Consider the following 19,900-nt stretch of genomic DNA (forward strand, 5'->3'; position numbering starts at 1 on the left):
AGAGGAACGTTAGATCATGAACGCAATGAAACGACGGTCGATTGCGCCCGCGCTGTGCAGTGCGGCACTGGCCTGTGCGCTCGGCACGCCGCGGGCGCACGCCGATGATAACCAGGACGCGTGTGGCGCGGTGCTCTGTCTTGCCGGTTTGATCATGGGTGGCAATGGCGGCAAGACGTGCGCCGAATACGAGACGGGCTACTTTTCCATCGTCCGTTTTCATCACGGTCACTTCGATGAGGGCGGCACGGCCAACGCGCGAGGCGATTTCCTGAACCAGTGCCAGTCAGCCGGGAGTGACGTGAAGGGGCCAGTCAATTCGCAATACGGGCGAACCCAGTACGGCCCCTGACTGTTGCACGCCGGTGGCGGCAGTTCGCTGCCCGATGTCTCTCTGGTAACGGAAAACATGCGATGAGCGCAGACGATCTCAATGTTGTGGCGCAAGCCAGGCGCCGTGGTCGCAAAAAAGCGCAAAAGGCGCTCGGCAGGCCGGTCAGCACGCGGCTCACCGAAGAACAGTGGCAGGTCTTCAATGAAAAGGTCGAACGCTCCGGCATGAGTCCGTCTGTTTTTTTGCGCGAATGCATCCTGACGAACCGCACGCAGATCGTCGCGCGCCCACCCGCGACCATTGAGCGGCAACGAATCATGTACGTGATCAACAAGACTGGCAACAACCTCAACCAGCTTGTGCACGTGGCGAACACGGCGCGCGTGGCTGGTCGGCTATCCGAATCCACGTTTGTCGCCCTGGTCGACGAGCTGGAATTGATCACGCAACTGCTGAAGGCCCATCTCCATCGTGTTGATTAGAGTGGACGGCCGTCACGACGGCGTGAAGCAGTACCTCGAGGAAGGCCGCAAGGTTGGCCGCGACCTGGATCGCGACGACCTTGATGAACGTGTGGTACTCGCCGGTGATCTCGACCTGACCGACGCAGTGATCCAGTCGATCAATGCCGCACCCGGTGTCGAACGTTACCTGTCCATCACGCTCTCCTTCAAGGAGGATCACGTCGCCCGGGAAACGATGTTTCAGATCGTGCGGGAGTTCGAGGCGTTCGCGCTGCACGCCTACCGCCCGGACGAATACAGCTTCTATGCCGAGGCACACCTGCCCCGGATCAAGAGCTATGTGGACCAGCGCACTGGCGAACTGGTTGAGCGCAAGCCGCACATCCATATCGTCATTCCGCGCTGGAACCTGCTGGCTGAAAGGCACCTGGAACCGCTCGGCTACGTGCGCTCCAACCTGAGCTTCATCGACGCGTTCCAGGAGCATGTCAACGGGCAGTATGGCCTTGCGAGTCCGAAAGACAACCGGCGCACGCTGCTGACCGACGCATCGGAAATGATCAGCCGCTACCGTGGCGACCTGTTCCGTGCCAACAGTCGCGAGCTGAAGGAACAGATTCTTGACGCGGTGCTGGATCGCCAGATAGAGACCCATGCGGATTTCATGGCGCTGCTGCACGAGTACGGTGCCGTGCGCATGCGCAACACCGGTCTCGACAGCGCCTACCTGAATGTGAAGCCGGCTGGCGCCGACAAGGGCGTGAACCTCAAGGAATACGTATTCACGCCTGAATTCATCGCACTGCCGACCGCTGAGAAGCTGCAGGCGCTGTCGGCAGATGCGGCCGACCGTTATGAGGCTGGCGTTGCGCCCAGACGCACACCAGCGCACATAGCGGCCGTGCTGGATGAGTGGTACACCACCCGCGCGCGCGAAGTGAAGTATCTCAACAGCGGTAGCCGTCAGTACCAGCGTTACCAGGAATCCTCGCCTCACGACCGCGAACTGATGCTTGCGGATCTCGAACGCGGCTTTTACGCACAACATCTGAAGGCACATCATGAACGAGCAGACGACTCCCTACCCGGCTTCGCAGGACACCTTCAACGAAGCGGACGCGCATTTGAATTCGGCGCCCAGCCGCCCGACGTCGTCGACGGGCCAGGCGCGCGCGAATCAGAACTCGACACGTCCGAACCCTTCGATGATGGATACGGCGGGCTCGATGCCGAGTTTGACCTTATCCCAGGTGGGGCGTACCCGGCGCCCGAACCCTTCAACGCTGTGCGAAACGTGCCCGGCCGCCCTGTGGACGGCATCGGACATCGATCTGCAGTGCTATTGCCGCATCATGCGTTTCACCAGCTGGAGCCAGACGGCGCCGTATCCGCGCACGGCCTGCGACGGGCTACAGATCGCGATGGAGAGCCTGCAGCGCAACGAGTAGGGCACGCAGCTCCCCCAGTCGGGCTGGACGCGTACCACCGTGCGCTTGAGAGGCACTATGCGTTCGGCGATCCGTTCGACACCCTGCCATTGATGCGGAAGCATCCGGCATGGACACCATCCGGCATGTCGCCGCCAGGCTGGTTTTCGGGCGACCGGCGAGACGCGTTTCCAGACCGGTTCGACTCGATCGACGCGTCGTTCGAGTTCGAGGCAGGCCGGCCAATCCTGCGGACGCCGCACGCATTGGCGGTTGATGCTCCACCGTACCGGTCGCGCCGCTCTCACACCGACGACGCCACGTATGCCACACCGCGACACACGGGGCGCGTCTCGGACAGCGTGGTCTCGCAACTCGCGCGCGAGCTGCGGCAGCGTGATGAGTCAGGTAGTCGGCACACTGAGTTTCGTGAGATTCGCCAGGGTCTCGATGCCAGTCGCCTGCTTGCCGAACTGTCGCACACCCACGGCGTGCGGCCCGCGAAATATGCGGTCATGACGGGCCGCGACGGCACCGATCGCATCCGCGCGGGCTCGCGCAACCTCAACGTGTCGGACTTCCTGACTAAAGAACTGAATCTGTCGTGGCGTGAAGCCGCTCCATTGCTACGCGCAGTGTATGAGCGACAGCAGGCCGGTGAGCCGGTTCCGGCTCCGCGCGAGCTGCCACGCGCGGCACTCTGGCGCGAATACTCGGTCGCGCGCGAAGCGCATGTCGTGGCCCGTACCGACGCGTGGCTCACACAGCGCGCAAATGAACAGTGGCGCCGCGCTGAGATCCGCGCAGCGTTCGACACGAGGCGCGCGGAAATCCGGCAGGATGTGCGGCTCACACCGGCTGGTCGACGCGCGGCGACGTCGCTCGCACGCGCCGGGCAGCTGGGCCGCGACGACGCGCTGCGGGAGTCGATCGCACGCGAGCGGGCGGCACTCAAGGATAAATTCGGAGCCGCAGGCGGCCCGAGCTTTTCCGGCTGGCTGCGCACGCGGGCGGAAGAGGGCGATGAGCGCGCGCTCGAGGAGTTGCGACGCACTGCGGGCCCGGAGCGTGTATCGGGCGCGGTCAAGGTCGATGCCGGGATCGGCGGCGAGGCGTTCAACGTGATCCGGCCGAACACGCCACGGCAGCACGCGCAGGACGAATACAATGCGATCATTTTCCGCTCGCCGGGCCTATCCTGGTCGGTCAACGAACGTGGCGACGTTACCTACCGGCATGACGGCCGCGACATTGTTCGTGATCGTGGCACAAGCGTTCAGGTGCTGCAGGCGGAGCGGTCCGCCATCGAAACCGGGCTGCGGCTCGCGCAGGGCAAGTTCGGCCGCACGCTCGAACTGACTGGCGACGACGCGCACCAGATGGCGGCCGCGAGGGTGGCCGTGGACGCCGGGCTGCGCGTGCAGTTCAGCGACGAGCGACTGAACCGGGCGATGGATCAGTATCGCCACGCTCGCGTCGACCAGCAGGTGCTGGACGCGCTCGGCACGTCTGGTGCCTGTCCGCCCGCCGATCCACTGCCGCAGGCGCACTCCGATCGACCGGCACAGGATTGGCCGAAGCCCTCCGAGGACGGTAAGCCGACCCTCTGATGCTCGATCGGCCCGGCAACTCCGCGTCGAGCGCCTCGTGTCCGCTCGTCACCGTGCGGCCGTGCGCCGAAGCCAGTTGCGAGGCTCGCCACAGATCGGGATGGATTGCCTCGACGTCCAGTAGTGGCTACGGCATGCTGCCCCATAAAATACTGTATCGAAGCCGCTCTATTCTGGAAAGTCACGCCGGAGGCGCCGGTCGGCTGTGCGGGGCCGCGGGGACTGGACTTGCTGCAAGTGGCGGTCGCGCGCAGTCGGCGCAGCGCAGACAGCACAACAGGCAAGCGCAATCTGTGGCAAAATGCCCGTATTGATTGGGCATTCTGCTTGGAGGGTCCATGGCTACCGTTGAATATCGTCCCACTGGACGGGGCAACCCGCGGCATACCGAGTTTTCGCTGCTGGGAAACCTGCTCCAGGCGCACATCCGGTCCGGGAATGACCTTGCTGCGCTCGCGACCGAGCGCGTCGGCGTAGAGGTGCTCGACCGCCTGGGCGAGCACGGCCTCAAGGCTGAAGAGCTGCTCTTCATCATTCCGCGTCGAACGCTCTCACATCGTCGGCAGAATGGTGAGCGGCTCTCGACTGACGAGTCGGACAAGGCCATCCGCCTTGCAAGGATCGTTGCACAGGCGGAGACGGTCTTTGGAAACCCGGAAAAAGCCATGAACTGGCTTCGCGGCAGCAAGGAGCGATTTGCCGGGAAAACGCCGCTCGAGATGGCCGCAACTGAACACGGTGCACGGCTTGTCGAGGATGCACTGGTTCAGATCGACGAGGGATACTTCGCCTGATGGAATTCTGGAGGATCAGTAATTACGCGGACCTTCGCGGCATCGGCGGGTTGAGGGCGTCCGGCCGGTGGCATTACCGGGGGCAACCCGTCGTCTATCTGGCGGAAAATCCCGCGCTTGCGCTGCTTGAGACCATGGTGCACCACGAATTCGGGTCCCCGCAGGCGTTGCCTGATAACTATCAACTGCTTCGCGTGGAAATTGCGGAGGGCGCCGCGATCGCGGAACTCACGGCGAACGTTATCCCGGATGACTGGCGTCAGAACGCGGACTGGACGCAGGCCGCCGGTAGCGAATGGCTGGCAGCCGGGCAGGAACTGCTCCTCAAGGTGCCTAGTGCCATCCTGCCTCATTCGTACAACTATCTGTTCAATCCTGCCCATCCCGGAGCTGGCTCGGCGATTGTCGCGGAAGTACTGAAAGTGCCATACGATCCGAGAATTCGGGCTATCCTGGGTGATACGTAAGCGTGGCCGACTTACTGGAGCCCATTCGCACAGTGGGCTCGATGATGTCCGGGGCAGGCCGCTGGATCACCCGATTTTGACTGCAGACCCATCTTCTTTGGCCTCGTCTCCAGAATTCGACGTTGCACGCAGCTTGTCCAGCACTTCCCGATAGCTGTCATGCAGTTCCGGCCAGTCTACGCCAGGCTCCAGTGCCGCCGAATCAAGTCGACCAGAGACCACTGCCAGGCGCACTGCGGGATGGTGGTGTCCGACTTTCGCCAGCCATCCCGCGCACGCGAATTCCTCTCCTTCCCTGGATTGATGGCACGCAAACATGCTGGCTCCAAAGTCGGGCCCCATGCCGCGGTCATCAGGGCACGTATCGGCCAGCTTCTCTGCCAGAGCGAGATCGAAGTTTGGAATATCTTCTGCACCCGCAGTGTGACGCCAGGGACACGATGCGCAAGGTTTTCCTGATGTTTTCATGATTCAATCGTTGCCCTTAACTTGGACGGACTCCGGAATTCCAACTTCTTGCGTCCAGAAATGGGGCGCAGCCTTTCACCCTGTAACAGTATTTGCGTCCCTCATCTGCCAGGAATGAAATCGCGTAAACGTCCGAACCGATGGGGCAACGAGGGTGATTCCTGACGCTGGATTTTAGCTGGTTCCGGTTCAGCTCTTCAGGCGCCAACGCCCTCTGTTTTGATTTTCGCCAGTCTGGTGCCGGCAAACGGGTCGTTGCGCCAGTCGGCACCGGCGCGTTTGCCTGCTTCCTGGTTCGATGCCGAAACAATTGCAAAATGCTCAAGAGACTGTCCGGCGCTGATCGCCTGAACCACCCATTGTGGCGGGGTGCCTTTGCCGTCCCATGAGTTGCCGGAAGCGTCCCGGAAACGCACTGCCCGCAACCGCTCCTGATCTGCCGCAATTGACGTGGCGATGTCTTCCGGTTTGATTCCAAATTCAGCCATCCGCCGCCGTAGATAGGCAACGATGCTTTCGCGCTTTCTTTCATCCATTCGGTGTATTCTCCGCGCAACAATCTGTTGTTGAGCAGGTAATTGCAAATCGCGTGCCGCCAGGATACCACGCGACCCAACGCTGCCCATGCTGCGGGTGCGAAGAGGGTGGAGCACTTTTAATCGTTTTGCTGGGAACGGCACACGGCAGGTGTCGCGACTGGCGACCGGTGTGAATCCAGTATAAATCAATCCGCAAGCGACGCCAGGTTTGCTTGCGCACCTTACGTCACCTTTTGCAGCGTGAACGATTCATCCTGTGGAACGAAGAGGAGCTTCGTTCAGGATCGACGATGCGTGGGTACATGTCTGCACAGTTGAGAATTGAGTGTTTGCTGCAAGGTAGCATTCGAACGGAAAAGGAGCGTTGTAGTACCCGCAGGCAACACCGGACGCAGCTCAGTTTTAATCTCCAGTGACAATTTAGATCGCTGCGCACCGTGCAATCAATTTGCACGAGCGTACTGATGAAGTCATAATCACGACCGCGACGATGGCGTCAATTCTGACGGGCAGACCGAACTTCGAAGTGCCTGGGAAATAAGCCAGGGAAGTTCCAGGATCGCATGGACGGTAAACCCCACAGGGAGGAATAGACATGGTTACCTTGGACGCAATCAACTCGAAAATTGCAAAACTCCAGAAGCAGGCAGTAGCGATTGCCGAAAAGCAGTCGTCGGTGGGCCTGACCAAAATCCGTGAGCTGATGCAAAAGCACGGACTGACTGTTGCTGATATTGAAGGCTTCGTCGCTAAACGACGCGGTCGCAAGCCGGCTACGGGTGCGAAGGCAGCAAAAGCTCCGCGCGCGGCAGTACATCACGTTGCGCCGAAATACGCGGATCCAAAAACGGGCGCGACCTGGTCGGGCCGTGGCTTGGCACCGCTCTGGATTCGCGACGTCAAGGATCGTTCGAAATTCCTGATCGAAGCCGGTGCAACGGCAAAGGTCGCCGGCGCCAAGGCGGCTCCGGCGAAGAAGGCTGCTCCTGCGAAGAAGGTTGCGGCGAAACGTGTCGTGGCTAAAAAGGCAGCGAAGACGGCGGTCGCGACGAAAAAGGCCGGCCGGGCAGCGGCTGTTCCGGCAAAGGGTGTTCGTGGTCGCAAGGCTGCAGCACCCGCGAAAAAGGCATCGGCACCGCGCAAGGTTGCAGCCAAAAAGGCGCCGGCCGCAGTTGAGACTGCCGCGACGCCTGAAGTCGCAGCGGCGTAACGGGTAACGGGCGATCCAGTCGTAGCTGGCGGAGCAAGATGCCGAACGCAGTGCTTTGGCGTCCCGCTACGACTGATCACTCAGGACCCCTTGTGCATCGCCTTCGTCTGGGCGATGCCACGTATGTTCATGAGGAAGCGCGGACTCTGATCCGCGCGCCTTGAACCCCATGCCACATCGTTTCGAGCTTGTTTCTCTGGCGTTGCCGGCTGATTGTCCGCCGGAGGCGGTTCCTTCGGTGGTCAGTCGGCTGGTCTCGCTCGCGTGGCCGGGTATGAGCCGTGCACAGCTCGTGGACCGTGCCCGTCGGCTCGGCATGCGTGCTTCGCTGCGGGTGCAGCCCGGCATTGGACCGGATGGGCTGACTCAGTTCAGGCTCACGCTCAGCTTTGCGGATGAGCAGTTCGTTCTGGTTGCCCATGTACGTCGTCTTGCTCGCCGACGCACGGGCGCACGACGCCAGAAACCGTCTCTGCCCCCAGCGCGCGACATCAGGCAACAAAGCCTTTTCTGAGTTTTTTCAAAGCCGCGCAACAACGCCGTTCGTCAGGCAGGTGTCACCGCGGGATCACCATCTGCTAGAGAATCCTGAGATTGCGAATCTTTCCGATTGTCGGGGAGCGTTCGACGATCAGGCCGGTGATGAACTCCGGCAACAGCGCGCGCGGCACGTTCGCGGGAATATCGGTCACGAGCTGCGAGGGCACCTGAACGATGTATTCTTCCGGCGCGGACGCCAGGCTATGTTCGTAAGCGACGCGAATTTCCATGTGGTTTTTTCGTTCGGGGACGTGGTTGCCAGCCGCACATCTATCGCGCGCAGGCCTATGCGGGGTTGTGGACGCAGTGTAGCGCGGGATACACGCGTCTTCGTTTGCGTTGAGCGTTACTGAATTGTCTTTTGTGAGCGCTTGCGCGCTTTCGCAGGTAATTGCAGGGTGTGCTGCTCGCGATCCACAAACCTTCGCGACACACGCGCTGGGGTTTGGTCTCCATCTATGGTGGCTGGTTACCATCGGGCTGGCGGGAGCCAACCGTATGACGTTTGCGCGTGACCTTCTCACGCACATACGTATCGTTCTCCGGCGAGCTTCAACGCACGTTGCGCTAACGGATCCGTGATTCCGGCACGCGATCCGATGTGAAGTTACCGTGCAACCTGGAGTTGACTGTCGTTGGTGCGCGTGTCGCGCGCGGCCAGATCAACAAGTTTCCCAAGATGATCGCTCGCCCGGACAACGATCTCCATCCGGGTCGCGCAAAGCTGGCGGTCGTACTCGTTAATCACGGTGGTGAGTCCCGCGATCAACGATTCGGGCACCTGCCACTCTCCGGTGTGATCGGCCTCGCTGAGTAACTCTCCGAGGTCACGCTCAACGTGTTCGATCTCCGCGATATCGAGCTGCCCATGTCCCGCCCGGGTAATGAAGCTCGTGATGATAGCCACCTGTGAGACGAGATTGATGAGGGAGCGGTCTGCCTCACCATTGCGCAGACGCTCAAGTGCGATCCGTGCACGCAGCGCGAGATCCGAGGCTTCGTGGCGGGGCATGGGGAGAAAGAGCGACTTTGCGTGCGTACCGGCAACTGGCCGACGCGTGGATCGAGAGTTCTTCTTGTTGGGCATGTCCGACAGGCGGTTGATCTGGATTTGACACGTCATATTGAGATCTTCACCCCGGGATCAAGAGCGACCCCCCGATTTAATTTGCATGATCGGGTTAGCGAGTTCGGTGGCGGGTCCAGATGAAAGCGGCCGCCCAGTGTGATGGTTCCGGCGGTCCTCCATCACTCCGGTGAGTTCGCCCGACGCTGCGCAGCGGACGAACTCATCGGAACGGCGCGTCCGCGCAAGACTGTGTGCCGCGCGGCGAAGCTTCCTGCTCGGCTAGGACTCCGGGCAAACAGCACCGGGAATCAAGAGTGCCCGATGCAACTAACCGTCAATCGCCGCTACGATCCACGAACGCCTGTCGGCGGCAAAAATCGACGTGCAGCAGGGACTGACCTACCAGAGCGTACGACGCGGCCAGGTAACGTCACGGAGCAAGTAAAAAAGCACTCAACTCGGAAGTACGGGTCAGCAGCGCCCGGTGATCGAGATACAGCATGTAATCCGACTTGATGACCTTTTTAACGCTTGGCGCATACCAGCAGGTTTCGGTCAACGGCGCATCGTACATGCGATCAAGCTGCCTGGCGTTCACCCCATGGCTGACTATCTTGTAGGCGTCAAATGAACCAGCGGGTACCTGTACCCGCTCGAATGCAACGATCTCGTCGTTGCCGCTGACATCAATGGTTCCGAACGTGAAACGCCGGACATGATGAAAGTGCCAGCGCTTTCCCACAGTCATTGGGAAACTCAGGGTTCCACTGCTTGGCTCATACGTTGTGCCGTTGCCATCCCGCGTCAGGTTGCCCTGACTGTCGTAGTGGTTTTGCTTTTGGGGACCGCCGTTCCACGAGGACGACATCGTCGTCTGCGTCTCTGTTACCGCGACTACCGTCATGACAAGAGGAGTCCCTGGCCTGGAGTCGGTTCGCCCCCATATGAAGGTCCACGTATCACCGACCTTGTAGCTCGGCGCGTCAGCCGTGGGTGTGCCGGGCGGACTTGCTGGCGCCTGCGCTGTGCAGGGATTTGTCAGGCAGCCGAGCAACACTGCGGCATGGCAAGAATGCCTCGTGAGCAATGAGAGGTAGGGCGTCGAGCCGTGGACTTTCATGAGCAAGCTCCCGAGCGCGATGACACACGAAGACCTGGCGTCGTGAGCTGGAGATTCTTTTCATTATTGTTCTTGGCTGCTTGTGCGGACGAAGTGTTGCGCGCGGCCAGCCACGTCTGCTGCGGGCCACCTGGCAATCGCCCGAAATGTGCGCGCGGCGTAACCGCGCTCTCCTGGCTGCCTGGCCGCGGTAAAATCGGTCGCTCGGAAGGCGCACCGTTCGAAAGCATGTCATGTCGGACGCGATGTTGCGCACGAGCCATTGGAGTGGGAAAACAACGACAGCAGCGCAGCGCGCGCATGTTGCGAAGGTGTACCCGCAATGCAGGGACAACATGGCACATTACTCTGGTCCAGCGCGGATGTTGTGAGCTAACGCGAGAACGAGTGTGGCGATGACGGTCCTCCACACGCGATCGCGGTGGGGGGAACTGACTTCCGGGTCGACTGTTGTGACGCACCGACGAAGCCGTGCGTGTGGCCAGTCGCTGGGACTGACGATACCGCACATGGCGGCAGCAAGAACAAGGTGAACCTGTGCATGTCTGCCACCGGAGAAACAGGAAAAAAGGCGTGATTCAACCTTACTGCATTGACGTGTCCTCGCTGGGCGATACCGTGTGGGTGACGGCGCATGACGGCACGTGTGTGGGGCGATTCAGCAAGCGCTTCGGGATCGACGTGCATCGAACGGTGACCGAACAGCTGGCCGGTGCGGATCAATGTCTGCACTGCACGCATGAGCGGGCCGGAGAAAGCGAATGGCAGGTATTTCGCGAAGCCGTGCTTGAACACCACGGGATCGATCTCCCGTTCGACACCATCCGGTTCTAGAAAGTAAAACTGGACGACTACCTTACTGGCGTGTTCGTGGTCGATGTGAGGTGATCCGTTGCGCGATCTTGCGGCCGGGTGATCAGGATGCTGCCAGGCGTGCCGCCCCCGCCTGAAATGCAAAAACGATTGAACAAGCGATGCCGCACAGGCGCGGCATGAAGCATCGCAGGAGCAGAGGCAATGGATGATGAACTGAAGGCAAGGATTGGCGTTATCGCGGGCAAGCTTGTTCAGGAAGTGATGGCCAGCGGGTTGACGTGGGATGAGGCGGCCGCTGCATTGGGTCTGGCCGCGAAAGCCGTCGCGCAGGCCGCAGCGGGCGCGGGTCAAGGGCCAGCGTCTGAATGCGTTGCACTTGCTTCGACGACGCATTCGCGCAGGATGTCCGAGTCATCGTTGCGGATGGCAAGGCGCCAACGCGCGACGCAGGGGTCGACGAGAATCCGCTCCTTGCGACTGCCCGCCGTCGCCAGGCGTTCAAACTCCATTGACCCAAAAGCCGTTCTCTACCAGACCGGCGCTGCAGACCGAACTGCCGGGATTCGCGCGGAATTCAGACGGGGCCTGTATCGGTTCACAGGGTCTGCCACTAACCGTCCGATGCGAGGAGACCTTCTACCCCGGACTTCCTTTCCTGGCCGCCGCGGTGCGATGAATACCGGCTTGTTGCGCGATCATCCATGGCGTTTCACCACGCTTGCCTGAGGCTGCGCGTGAAGCATCCGGGTTTCCATGAATCTGCATACAGCGGTAGCCGGCAACGGCTTTGTTCCTCTCCATCGTGATTCACAATGCACGAGCGTTTGCCATTGTCGATGTGGTCGCGAGGCACCGCTATCTACCGGAAAATCCACCGACACCAGCCTGACGCAATGCCCGGCGACCATCGTCCCGGTTCGGATCAGCGACATACGAAAGTCACTATCATGACCCAGTGATTTCCATATGCGGGAGACGCTTCGTGGCAACGTACAGGGAACTGAAAGCGCAGATCGCCGAGCTGGAGAATCAGGCAGCAGCAGTCCGTCAGCAGGAATTCGATGCCGTCCTTGCCGATATCCGTACAAAGGTGGCCTATTTCGGATATACACCTCAGGACATCTTTGGGCGTCGCCGCGGCAGGCCGAGAGGTTCAGGCGGCGCGCTGCCTGCGAAATACCGTGATCCGGCAAGCGGCGCCACCTGGTCCGGCAGAGGGCGGCCGCCGAACTGGATCAAGGACGTCAGGAACCGCGACCGGTTCCTGATTCGTGACTAGATGACGGATTCAAACCGGAGCCTGTCGCTGCGGGCGCTGTTCACCTGCGCCTGCGGCGAACCTATTCAAAAGTAATGAACTGCGCCGACGACCACACCTTGCTGTCGTCACGCTGCCGCCCGAAGAAGTACACCGGACGAAAACCAAATGACGCATTCTGCGCGTCGATCTCGACACAGCCCGCGAGATCGACCGGCAGCGGCCTGTCGGTCAGACGCTCGACCGCGACGAACAGTTCCGTGCCGCCGAGCGCATGCGTTGCGCTGCCCCGCGCAAGCAGTTCCGCGCCGCTGACCTCGAAGCGAAACGCCGGCGCATGCGCGAACGGATTGCCCGCGATCGGATCGCCGACCTTCACGAAGCCGTCGATGGTGCCTTCGATCACGATGGTCGCCGCGGCCAGATTGCTCACGTCGATCTCGATGCTGTCCGCGTCGCCGTACGTGTCGCTACTGAATTCGATGTCCGTTGCGCCTGTGCGCCACGCGGATTCCTCGACGTGTTCGAAGCCGTGAGAACCGAAGTTGTGAATCGTGCCGTTGAGAATGCAGATGCGGCCACGCCACGCCGCCCAGCGATACCGGTCCCGAATGCGCGCACCACCCCAGCGCACGCGGATCAGACGCTCAGCATAGCCGAGTTCCTCATGCAGGTTCCGCTCCCATATCAGGCCATTGTGGTCATAGGCGGCGACGTATTCCCAGCCGGCGCGTCCGAGCAGGCGGTAATCGAGCGTGGCCGGGCCGCGCTGCCTGAACGCGTCGCCTTGCCAGTGATCGCCACTGCGCACGAGCAGCGCGCTATGCTCGCCTGTTGTCGCCCACGTGCGGCGTGCGCGTAAGGCCTGGCCGACCGTGCGCCGGTCGAGCGTATTGGCGAGCACGCCCGTGAGTCCGCCATGTACGCCGAAGACCTGCACGCCCGGCGCGCCGCCGCCGGGACGTCCGCGGTGTTCGTCGCCGCTCGCAGCGACGCCGAGCTGGTAGCCCCGCGCGATGACGTCCTGGTAGAGCCAGCCGAAGTGGCCCCACGTCGAAGCGATCTCGACGAGCCGCTCAAGCTTCGGATGGTGCCAGTCCGGAATGTAGCGCCGACCGCCGACGTGCGGCATGACGAGATGATGTTCCGCGTCGTCGGCGTAGGCATCCCACAGTTCCTCGACGGGCCATCGACCGAGTTCGACCGCGTTGCCCTTCATGTCCTCGTTCCACACGAGTGTGCGGTTGTGCTCGCCGCGCGCGTTGTACGGAAAACCGGGACGTTCGTCGCCAAGAAATACGACGTTGTGGTCACCACCCGCCGTCGAACTGCCACACCACTCCTGCACGGGATAGACGACGAAGCGGCCGGGTTCGTTAAACTGATCGACGGCCTCGACGCCCAGTTGCCAGTTCGCGTCCGTGATCTGGAAGTCGTTGGCCGTATAGCCGAGGATATCGATCCCACCAATATCGCGCGCGTACTGCGCGTTGTATGCGGGACTGTTGGTGCCGACCGTGTCGTGCGCATGGACGTGAAGATCGGCATAGAGTGCGCGCGGGGAGGGCAGTGTGGCGTCGACCGTGAGCCAGGCAACGGCTGCGCGGATCTCCGGCCGTGCGGGCACAGCTGCGACGATGTGCAGCGTGCCCCGGTCCGTTGGCAGGTCGTCGAGCGCGAGCGTCGCGAATCCCTGCGCCGGGAATGCATGCTCCCGCTGATAGACCGTTGTGCCTTCTGCGTCGCGGGCGATCACGTTGGCGATGACGTTGGCGGTCAAACTGGCGATCGAATTGGCGACTACCGGCCGTGCATTCGCGTTCGCGCCCAGCTCGCGGCATGCGTTGCCCCAACGATCCTGCAACGCAAGGCGAAACGGCGCAGCCTCGCCAGGACGCACGAAGCGCGGCCCGTTGAGCAGCACGTCCGTTGGATCGCCCGGATGGATGTCGATGGCGATGTCGCCAGGCACTGCAACGAAGCGCGACGTGCCCAGCGGATCGACGTAGAGCCGGAAGCGGAAATCGTCTTCGGAAAACGTCTGGATGCGCGTGCCGGGCCCCCGTCGGCGATCACCAAGACGGATCACGATGCGGTCGCCTGCGTTCAGATACCCGTCGACGACATCGACGATCACGGCTTTCTGGTACGGCCGCTCGTGGCCTTTCTGGTCGAAGCGCACATTGAGCGCCTGCACCGTGGCGGGACTCTGGCCCGGCACGAGCGGCGCCGCATGATACTCGGCGCTGATGTAGTTCGCCGCGGTGGGGTCGCTTGTCTGGAAGAGCGCCCAGTCCGAGTAAAACTTGAACGTGGCCTTCAGCCACCCGCCATCGGCAATGCCTGACGAGCCGACTTCGTAGTCGAGCACGACTTCGGCCCAGCTGCCCGCTTCGAGTCGCGAAACGCTGCAACGCACGCTGCCGGCGAAGGGGCGCTGTTTCAGTTGCTCATAGAGGCCGGCCGGGGCGACATGCTCGCCAAGGCGCTCGCGCAGGGCACGCGCGCGGGCGTGCAGACCGGTTTCGTTCGATTCGCTCATCTGGGGTGGGTGTCGACAAGACGGGTAAGGGATCGCGCGCACGTGACCATGCGAGTGCGCGCAAGTATCAATGCGCAAACGGCCATGCCGCGGACGCGTCCCAGACGGGCACGCCCATGAACGCATACCACGGTGCGATCACGCACAGCCCGTACAGGATCGCGATCAGCACCGAGACCACGCCGACGCGGGCGTAATCGGCGGTGGTGAACACGCCGCTGCTGTAGGCAATGACGCCCGCCGTGATCTGCGTGGGCAGCAGGTAGGCGAAGCTGTCGGTGTCGCTGACCAGCATCGTGAACGCGACCGGATGCAGACCAAGGCGCGGAGCGAGCGCAAGCGCGATCGGCGCGATCATGGTGACAGCAGCGACGTTGGACAGCATGCCGATACGGATGATGTGCGTACCGGCCATGACGATGCCAATGGCGAGCCACCAGCCATGCCCGTGCGCGACGAGATAGATGTGATCGGCGGCCCATTGCGCAAGCCCCGACGAACTGATCGCAGAGGACAGCGAGAGCGCGCCGGCGAGCAGGAACAGCGTGCCCCAGATCGTGCGCTGCTCGACTTCGGCCCAGCCGAAGCGCAGCACGCCTGGCGCGAACAGGATGGCAAGCGCGATCAGCGCGACGATTTCCGACGACAGGTGATGCAGCGGCTCGGTCGCCCACAGGACCGCCACGCCCGCGAACAGGACCAGCACCAGCCAGTCATTGCGCGAGGCAGGCGGGAGCGCGCGACGCATTGTCGCGATGGCGGCGCGTCCGCCAGGAATCTGCACGGCGCGCGAGCGGAAATAGTACTGGACCCAGCACTGCGTGATCGCGAACATGCCCAGATACGGCCACTGAAGCTTGAACCACGTGAAGTATGAAATGTGGATGCCGAGCTGCTTTTCGAGCAGGCCTGACACGACCATGTTCGGCAGATGCGCCGTGAGAATGCACATGCCGCTGATCATCGCCCCGTAGACAAGCGACTGGATCACGATGGCCTTTTTCGCTGCACGCTCGCGCGGCGAATCGCCGAACAGCTGGACGATGCCGTTGGTGACGGGCAGCAGCGCGGCCGAGCGCGCATTCGCGGCCGGCACGACCATCGACATCACGAAGTTGACGGCAAACATTGCCCAGATCACGCCGTTGGCGGTGCGCACCTTCAGGCGCTCGAGCAGCGCCAGCGCAATGCGGCGGTCGAGGCCGCTTGCCTGCATGATCGCCGAAAGGAGGAATGCCGCGAGGCAGAGGAACACGACGGGCGCCGCAAAACCGCTTGCGGCCTTCGGAAAACCCGGGCTCGCGTGTGAAAGCACAAGCAGCATCGGTATCAGTATGCCGCTCACGCCGACGGGAATGGCCTCGGTCACCCAGACGATCGCGACCCACGCGACCACGGCGAGGGTTGCCTGGCCGTTCGCGTCGAGTCCGGCGGGTGTCGGCATGAGCCACGCGAGCGCGATGAAGGCGAACCATGCGGCCACGAAGCCGAGGCGGGCGCGAAGGAGCGCGGAGCCGCTGCGAAGGCCGGCATGGCCGGGGGCAGTTGCCGGTGCGGCTTCGTTCGTATGGCGGACTTCTCCGGCATGTGGTGGGCGATCGAGCAGCGGCGCGTCGAGGATCTTGTCTGTCACTGTCATGCCTTCCAGCGTTCGTTATTCGAGCCGATGCTACTATCGTCGGCGGGTCAGGATGGCATAATACGTATTAATACAAGTGCGGCCATCGAATTGCTTTTCATATCGATATCGCGAATCGTGTACAAGGCGTGACGCGAGTGCAGCGAGGGACTTGAATCATGTTGGTGCGGGAAGATGTGACGTCGCTCTATGAGCAGATCGCGACGACGCTTGAGCAGGAAATCGGGCAGGGCATCTATGAGCCGTCGGGCAAGCTTCCGTCGGAAGCCGAACTGGGCGAGCGCTTTGGCGTGAGTCGGGTGACGGTCCGGCTGGCGCTCGGCCGTCTGGTGGAGACGCACGTCGTTGAGCGCAAGCAGGGCAAGGGCACGTTCGTGAAGCCCCGGCGTCTGCAGCACCGGCTCGACGTGTTGCGCGGCTTTTACGACTCGCTGGCGGCGCAGGGCGCGCGGGCGAGCATGGAACTGCTGCGCATGCAAGCGTGTGCGGTACCGCCCGGCCTGCGCCAGACCTTCGCCGCTGATGTCACAGATTGTGTGTATCTTGAACGCCTGCACCGCGTCGATGGCGCGCCTGTCGCGCTCGCGCAGACCTGCCTGCTGCCCGAGGCAAGTGTCATTTCACGCGAGGAGGCGCAAGCTCTCCCGTCGTACGAGATGCTCGAACGGCTGCCGGGCTGGCATATCGTCGATGCCGACATGACCATCACGGCGGTTGCCGCGGCGAGCGATATCGCCGCGTATCTGGAAGTGTCCCCGCGTGCGCCGCTGCTCGTGCTGCGCCGGACCTCGCGACTTGCTGACGGGCGCGCGTGCGAGGCGACGGTGTTCCATATTCGCCCTGAGCGTTTCGATCTGGTGGTACGCAGCGGGCTTGAGGCGCGGGTGGTCTGATAACGACGCCAGGCGCGGGTCACCCTGCGGGGGACCTTCGTGCCTGGATCTTTGCCGATGTTATGGATTCCAAGAGATTCCGGAAACTGGCGTTGTGCGAACGCTCGCTACCAGGGAGGCGACGAGACTGGCGCAGTCGCGAACGCGCGGAATCTGGCCTGCGGCGTAAGCGTCGTTGCCGTCGATCAGGGTAGCCGTGTAATTTCCCGCGCACCATGACTGTGCGCGGCTGAATCGGACAATGCTGACTGCTCCAGAGACCTTACGTCGTTGTAAAAAAATCTCGCGGTAAAACGCATAATTTGTGTGAAGGAATAAATGATGCCGCCGATAACCGAGTCGGGTACTGCGCTGTTCGCGTGCCCGGGCGTCAGGGCCAGACATCCATCGCACCACGAAACCTGACTTGCACGTGTTCGTTTAATCGATACAGGGTTGCCGGACTTTTCGGGATTGGTACTGCGTCGAACTGGGCACGAACCCGTTTGTCCGTCTCGGTATCGGCATCTGGATGATGCGTAGCGTCACCCGGCAACTGGGTACCGAGCCTGCGACCGCCGCCGCCGTAGCCAGAAGCGTGTCCACACCCTGCCTGAACGCCAACTGGTTGCCCTGGAGACACTTGAGGGGACCATACGGCCTCGCGTTACGCGGGACGGCGATTCGCTCCTTCGTACCCTCGCCCGGCTGCACTGAAACGTTGATACCGTGGCGCGTGACTGGGCGGTGTGATGCCTGAGCCGTCGCGATCAGCTCCGGCCTGCATCTGCCCGAAGCTGCCTGCGGGCACTGAATGCATTCGACGTGTGAGGCGCGTGCGCTGTCACAACAGCTGCGTCGCCAGACTGACCGACTGCCAAAGAACATTTCTGCGCCGCGGGGATTTCGAAGTCCAGAGTCACACTGCGTCCTGGGATCCGGCATTTCAACAGTTTCGCGTCGGCGAGCGGGCGAATGACTCGTCGCTAACCTACGCGGACGTTTCGACGGGCGCGCGAGGCCAAAGCCCGGCACGTGCGCGTGCGTTTAGCGGAACAGGGAAGAAGAACTCACTGCATGTTGTGAAACCGGTGTGGACCGACCATACTTCCCTGTAGCGGAATGCTGGAGTCGCATATTTTAAGGCCTGTCCCGTAGGCCAGGACTCCCAAAGTCGACACTGTTATCCGACGCGCCGTTGCGCGACTTCCGCTGCCCGTCGTGTCCTGCTCCGCAGGCGGAACTGCGGTCGCAGGCGGGCAGGCTGGCGCGCTTCGCTCTAGTGGGAACACGCGGTTGAGCCGGCCCGAACCGCAATGCTGATCCAGTATTGGATGATTATCTCCAGCATCGTTGCGCGACGCACCATGGCATCTACACTGCGCCGGGCATCTTCGCGCTTTGGAGGGATGCATCCCTCCGTTCCGGACCGTGGACGCGCCGACCACGTTGGCGTGCCGCTTTGTCACCCAGGCTGCGGCGCCGCGCTGCGTGTGCCGTTCCTTGACGGAGACGGTCATGCAAGGGCCATCGAATAGCTGGCGCCGGGCAATGCAGCGCGTCACTTGCGCGGCGTCTTTTTTCCGCAGGCCCCGATCGTCAGGGCATTGAAAATTGTCAAACAATTGACGGGATTCCAGCCTGGCCATCTCGTGGACGGCGATTCGCTAGCGCTCACGTCAGTCGCGGGATGAATGGACAGCGCAATACGGAGCGGATGGTGCAGGACACGACTCTTCAGGAACGCCAACCTGCACGAATGGGCCTGTACGGCCAGCTCGCGCGGCTGGAGCGCCGCTTCGCAGTAACCGTAAGCCGCAGGAGGGCAGCGATGACGACGTTGATACGTAGATACTTCGTGTGCGTCAACGGACACGACGGCGAAGAGGTGGCGTGCGATGACGATGAACCGTACTCTTCTCAGTGGGACTCGATTCGCACGACCGGACTGGTGAACAACGGCAGGGACTCGCACGGATACGCCTCTTATACATGCAAGACGTGCGGCGAGTTCATGTCGGAAACCGGGAAAAGGTGATTGATAGAAAGCCAGAATCGTGGCTCGACGTTCTGCATGGACGTGCGTGATCGACTGCCGCAACGGGAATTTGAAAAACGTAAGTTTGCGTCATTCTCTTCATCAATCGGCTAACAGGCTTCGAAGTCCTGCATCTGGTGAGACCCGATGCCCGCGCGCAGGCATTGGGTGGCCCTCGGCGCGCTAAAGCACGCGGACGGGGCCACAGACGTTGGCCCAGCGATGCGCCGGAACATGAATTCGAGACGTCGGTGATTCGTCTGCCGGTGCGTGGTGAGAAGTCCGACAATGAGGTCGCGGACCGGGCATGGCCCGAACAGATCTAACCGATGCGCCCGGTACCGCCTGGTAACCTTGTACCGTTCGCCTGGGGTATCGGACAGGCGAGGGGGTGGTGGCCTGAGGGGTTCTAAGTTGATTGCAGTAATTCTTATAAAATTACTGCAATCACGAACTTGCCTTTTGCAGTAAGTCGAGCAGGCGGCCGCCAGCCAGGGGCGGGTTCTCGTGGGTGCGCCGGGCACGATCACCGAGCCATATCAATTCGTATATCGAATTAATTGTGCGACAGCGAGCGAGGAATGCCAGATAGTCCAATCATTCGCTGGATGGCTGACACACGATTTGCGTGCTGCCCGGCTCAAGGATGTGAATACGGATTCTGAAGCGGTGACGGGTGGATTGAATGGTGCC

General features: G+C 61.9%; 17 protein-coding genes. 10 read left to right on the forward strand and 7 right to left on the reverse strand.

Annotation, left to right across the window (positions count from 1 at the left end):
• Positions 1-16 precede the first annotated feature (16 nt).
• The 5 genes from AB4Y40_RS33755 (at position 17) to AB4Y40_RS33775 (ending at position 5,096) form a co-directional block, all read left to right on the forward strand.
• Positions 17-352 (forward strand): killer protein, encoded by a 336-nt coding sequence (locus AB4Y40_RS33755; protein ID WP_368691528.1) that lies wholly within the window; start codon positions 17-19, stop codon positions 350-352.
• A gap of 62 nt (positions 353-414) precedes the next feature.
• Positions 415-816: a plasmid mobilization relaxosome protein MobC gene (gene mobC / locus AB4Y40_RS33760; protein ID WP_133189207.1), complete on the forward strand. Its 402-nt coding sequence runs from the start codon at positions 415-417 to the stop codon at positions 814-816.
• A 22-nt stretch (positions 817-838) separates the two neighbouring features.
• Positions 839-3,835: an LPD7 domain-containing protein gene (locus tag AB4Y40_RS33765; RefSeq protein ID WP_368691529.1), complete on the forward strand. Its 2,997-nt coding sequence runs from the start codon at positions 839-841 to the stop codon at positions 3,833-3,835.
• Positions 3,836-4,173: 338 nt separating this feature from the next.
• On the forward strand, positions 4,174-4,629 hold the full coding sequence (locus AB4Y40_RS33770; protein WP_368619003.1) for an antitoxin Xre/MbcA/ParS toxin-binding domain-containing protein: 456 nt from the start codon (positions 4,174-4,176) through the stop codon (positions 4,627-4,629).
• Complete coding sequence (locus AB4Y40_RS33775) at positions 4,626-5,096, forward strand: RES family NAD+ phosphorylase (RefSeq protein WP_368691597.1); 471 nt, start codon at positions 4,626-4,628, stop codon at positions 5,094-5,096. Before AB4Y40_RS33770 ends, AB4Y40_RS33775 begins: the two co-directional genes overlap by 4 nt.
• Before the next feature lie 66 nt (positions 5,097-5,162).
• Here AB4Y40_RS33775 and AB4Y40_RS33780 read toward each other — a convergent pair whose 3' ends face one another.
• Together AB4Y40_RS33780 and AB4Y40_RS33785 are read right to left on the reverse strand one after the other, a co-directional pair.
• Complete coding sequence (locus AB4Y40_RS33780; RefSeq protein WP_368691530.1) at positions 5,163-5,564, reverse strand: DUF6283 family protein; 402 nt, start codon at positions 5,562-5,564, stop codon at positions 5,163-5,165.
• Between the two features lie 197 nt (positions 5,565-5,761).
• A complete protein-coding gene (locus AB4Y40_RS33785; RefSeq protein ID WP_368691598.1) occupies positions 5,762-6,190 on the reverse strand; it encodes an H-NS family nucleoid-associated regulatory protein in 429 nt (142 codons plus the stop codon).
• Between the two features lie 508 nt (positions 6,191-6,698).
• On the opposite strand from AB4Y40_RS33785, the gene AB4Y40_RS33790 reads away from it, so the two are divergent.
• Entirely contained in the window at positions 6,699-7,313 is a 615-nt protein-coding gene (locus tag AB4Y40_RS33790) for an H-NS histone family protein (protein ID WP_368691531.1), read from the forward strand.
• A gap of 578 nt (positions 7,314-7,891) precedes the next feature.
• On the opposite strand, the gene AB4Y40_RS33795 is transcribed toward AB4Y40_RS33790, so the two are convergent.
• The 3 genes from AB4Y40_RS33795 to AB4Y40_RS33805 all read right to left on the reverse strand — a co-directional run bounded on the left by AB4Y40_RS33795 (position 7,892) and on the right by AB4Y40_RS33805 (position 9,826).
• Positions 7,892-8,083, reverse strand: a complete 192-nt coding sequence (locus tag AB4Y40_RS33795; RefSeq protein ID WP_368605613.1) for a hypothetical protein — start codon at positions 8,081-8,083, stop codon at positions 7,892-7,894.
• A 377-nt stretch (positions 8,084-8,460) separates the two neighbouring features.
• Positions 8,461-8,976, reverse strand: coding sequence for a hypothetical protein (locus AB4Y40_RS33800; protein ID WP_368691532.1), 516 nt, complete (start codon positions 8,974-8,976; stop codon positions 8,461-8,463).
• A gap of 376 nt (positions 8,977-9,352) precedes the next feature.
• The gene (locus AB4Y40_RS33805; RefSeq protein WP_368691533.1) at positions 9,353-9,826 is read right to left on the reverse strand and encodes a hypothetical protein; all 474 of its coding nucleotides are present in this window, start codon (positions 9,824-9,826) and stop codon (positions 9,353-9,355) included.
• A 789-nt stretch (positions 9,827-10,615) separates the two neighbouring features.
• Here AB4Y40_RS33805 and AB4Y40_RS33810 point away from each other — a divergent pair.
• From AB4Y40_RS33810 to AB4Y40_RS33820, 3 genes are all read left to right on the forward strand, one after another.
• Positions 10,616-10,876, forward strand: a complete 261-nt coding sequence (locus tag AB4Y40_RS33810) for a hypothetical protein (RefSeq protein WP_368691534.1) — start codon at positions 10,616-10,618, stop codon at positions 10,874-10,876.
• Between the two features lie 183 nt (positions 10,877-11,059).
• The gene (locus AB4Y40_RS33815; protein WP_368691535.1) at positions 11,060-11,584 is read left to right on the forward strand and encodes a hypothetical protein; all 525 of its coding nucleotides are present in this window, start codon (positions 11,060-11,062) and stop codon (positions 11,582-11,584) included.
• Positions 11,585-11,840: 256 nt separating this feature from the next.
• Positions 11,841-12,137 (forward strand): H-NS histone family protein, encoded by a 297-nt coding sequence (locus tag AB4Y40_RS33820; protein ID WP_368691536.1) that lies wholly within the window; start codon positions 11,841-11,843, stop codon positions 12,135-12,137.
• Between the two features lie 61 nt (positions 12,138-12,198).
• Here AB4Y40_RS33820 and AB4Y40_RS33825 read toward each other — a convergent pair whose 3' ends face one another.
• Both AB4Y40_RS33825 and AB4Y40_RS33830 read right to left on the reverse strand, forming a co-directional pair.
• Positions 12,199-14,658, reverse strand: a complete 2,460-nt coding sequence (locus AB4Y40_RS33825) for a hypothetical protein (protein ID WP_368691537.1) — start codon at positions 14,656-14,658, stop codon at positions 12,199-12,201.
• 67 nt (positions 14,659-14,725) lie between these two features.
• Positions 14,726-16,297, reverse strand: a complete 1,572-nt coding sequence (locus AB4Y40_RS33830; protein WP_368691538.1) for a DASS family sodium-coupled anion symporter — start codon at positions 16,295-16,297, stop codon at positions 14,726-14,728.
• A gap of 158 nt (positions 16,298-16,455) precedes the next feature.
• Between AB4Y40_RS33830 and AB4Y40_RS33835 the strand changes: the two genes are divergently transcribed.
• The gene (locus tag AB4Y40_RS33835) at positions 16,456-17,190 is read left to right on the forward strand and encodes a GntR family transcriptional regulator (RefSeq protein WP_368691539.1); all 735 of its coding nucleotides are present in this window, start codon (positions 16,456-16,458) and stop codon (positions 17,188-17,190) included.
• Positions 17,191-19,900 lie beyond the last annotated feature (2,710 nt).

Source organism: Paraburkholderia sp. EG287B (assembly GCF_040965595.1).
Lineage (GTDB): Bacteria > Pseudomonadota > Gammaproteobacteria > Burkholderiales > Burkholderiaceae > Paraburkholderia.

Bases quoted from the DNA above. Each gene is read 5' to 3' on its own strand.
- AB4Y40_RS33755 (WP_368691528.1), top strand. From the start codon at position 17: ATGAACGCAATGAAACGACGGTCGATTGCGCCCGCGCTGTGCAGTGCG.
- mobC (WP_133189207.1), top strand. From the start codon at position 415: ATGAGCGCAGACGATCTCAATGTTGTGGCGCAAGCCAGGCGCCGTGGT.
- AB4Y40_RS33770 (WP_368619003.1), top strand. From the start codon at position 4,174: ATGGCTACCGTTGAATATCGTCCCACTGGACGGGGCAACCCGCGGCAT.
- AB4Y40_RS33780 (WP_368691530.1), bottom strand. From the start codon at position 5,564: ATGAAAACATCAGGAAAACCTTGCGCATCGTGTCCCTGGCGTCACACT.
- AB4Y40_RS33785 (WP_368691598.1), bottom strand. From the start codon at position 6,190: ATGGGCAGCGTTGGGTCGCGTGGTATCCTGGCGGCACGCGATTTGCAA.
- AB4Y40_RS33790 (WP_368691531.1), top strand. From the start codon at position 6,699: ATGGTTACCTTGGACGCAATCAACTCGAAAATTGCAAAACTCCAGAAG.
- AB4Y40_RS33795 (WP_368605613.1), bottom strand. From the start codon at position 8,083: ATGGAAATTCGCGTCGCTTACGAACATAGCCTGGCGTCCGCGCCGGAA.
- AB4Y40_RS33800 (WP_368691532.1), bottom strand. From the start codon at position 8,976: ATGACGTGTCAAATCCAGATCAACCGCCTGTCGGACATGCCCAACAAG.
- AB4Y40_RS33805 (WP_368691533.1), bottom strand. From the start codon at position 9,826: ATGACGGTAGTCGCGGTAACAGAGACGCAGACGACGATGTCGTCCTCG.
- AB4Y40_RS33815 (WP_368691535.1), top strand. From the start codon at position 11,060: ATGGATGATGAACTGAAGGCAAGGATTGGCGTTATCGCGGGCAAGCTT.
- AB4Y40_RS33825 (WP_368691537.1), bottom strand. From the start codon at position 14,658: ATGAGCGAATCGAACGAAACCGGTCTGCACGCCCGCGCGCGTGCCCTG.
- AB4Y40_RS33830 (WP_368691538.1), bottom strand. From the start codon at position 16,297: ATGACAGTGACAGACAAGATCCTCGACGCGCCGCTGCTCGATCGCCCA.
- AB4Y40_RS33835 (WP_368691539.1), top strand. From the start codon at position 16,456: ATGTTGGTGCGGGAAGATGTGACGTCGCTCTATGAGCAGATCGCGACG.